This window comes from Vibrio sp. 10N.222.49.C9 (assembly GCF_041474985.1).
GTDB lineage: Bacteria > Pseudomonadota > Gammaproteobacteria > Enterobacterales > Vibrionaceae > Vibrio > Vibrio crassostreae_C.
Window position 1 is genome coordinate 1 of the sequence record NZ_JBFRVD010001568.1, and the last position, 278, is coordinate 278.

Annotated in this window: 1 protein-coding gene; it reads right to left on the reverse strand. The window is 49.6% G+C overall.

The annotated features are described in order from the left end of the window. Positions 1–278, reverse strand: a 278-nt coding sequence (locus AB4585_RS29300; RefSeq protein WP_372172336.1) for a BamA/TamA family outer membrane protein, incomplete at both ends; no start/stop codon positions are given.

Consider the following 278-nt stretch of genomic DNA (forward strand, 5'->3'; position numbering starts at 1 on the left):
GTTACCACCGCCATTGCCTGAACAACCCGTTGGATCGTTATAAACGGCTTTTGGACCTGCTGAGTTAGAGCCAAAACCACGCAGCGTGGTGAAACCACCTGCATAGAAGTTCTCATAGAACGGGAACAGGTTGTCGTTACCGTCAGTCTTGCCATAGCCATTACCATAACCTAAGCGGCCACGTAGCAATAGTGCAAAGGTCTGCTTCTGGTTCAGTGGGAAGTACTGTCTCGCATCGTACTGAACTTTAAAGTATTGGGCATCCGAACCAGGAACCG